The following is an 894-nucleotide window of genomic DNA, read 5'->3' as shown; positions in this document are numbered from 1 at the left end:
TCAAGAGACAACTGGCACGGCAACCCTTGCGACAACGGCAAGGTTCTGTTCGTCGCCACGGAAGGCGCCAACGGCGTAGGCCGCCTGCGCGTGCCAGGTTGGTTCGAGCACTACAATACGGATCCGGACTTACGGCAGAACGTCTATCTATATCCGAAGGAAATTTGCCTTGACGTCAAGACAGACGTCGACGTGCTTATAAAATCAGTATCAGCCATGGGCGGGTGCGTCCTGATCGTGCTCGATATCTTCGGTGGCACGATGTCCGGCACTGAAGTGGAAGACACGACTGCCCGCGCCTGGACAAGATCCATACAAAGAATCATGCGTGAAACAGGCGCGGCAACGCTCACAGTCGCACACACAGGCTGGCAGGATGAGACGCGCGCCAGAATGCACACCCATTTTTGGGGCAGCTTCGACAGTCGTATGCGTGTCGAGGGCGACAAAGAGAAAATGGTCACGATGCTGTCAGTCGAGCGCCACAAGGACGCGGACAGCAACGGTTCGTGGGGTTTCCGGCTTGAGCCATGTGAGAGAACGCTTGTGCCTGTCTTCGATGACAGTCTGAAGCCCGACAAAGGGTCTGGGCTGCCAGACAAGCTCAAACTGGCAATCAGGGCGTTGGATGAGGCTGTCGAGCAGCATGGCGTCCTGAAGCTGGAAAAGACATTCCCGGCCTGCCGGGTTGTGGAAATCGGGCAGTGGAAAGCACGTTGCGATGAGCTTGGATTGAGCGAAAGCGACAAGGCGGACACGCGTCAGAAAGCATTCAAAAGGGCGCGGGAAGCATTACTCAATCGTAAATTAATCGAGTTTGAGGACGGTTTTGTGTGGAGCAAATTCGATGAAAAATAGTGAATATGGCGTAAACAATTTGCAATATCGGACAGC

The 894-nt window shown here is 54.6% G+C and carries 1 protein-coding gene; it reads left to right on the top strand.

Annotated features, from left to right (window positions below; all coding sequences use genetic code 11):
* Positions 1 to 858 (top strand): AAA family ATPase (locus tag ACTJKP_RS26970; RefSeq protein ID WP_440632843.1); only part of this gene is annotated, 858 nt, incomplete at its 5' end.
* Positions 859 to 894 lie beyond the last annotated feature (36 nt).

The sequence above is a fragment of the Brucella sp. 22210 genome (assembly GCF_052045675.1).
Lineage (GTDB): Bacteria > Pseudomonadota > Alphaproteobacteria > Rhizobiales > Rhizobiaceae > Brucella.
The sequence above is the reverse complement of the archived record's forward strand: the minus strand, read 5'-3'. Positions and strand labels throughout refer to the sequence as shown.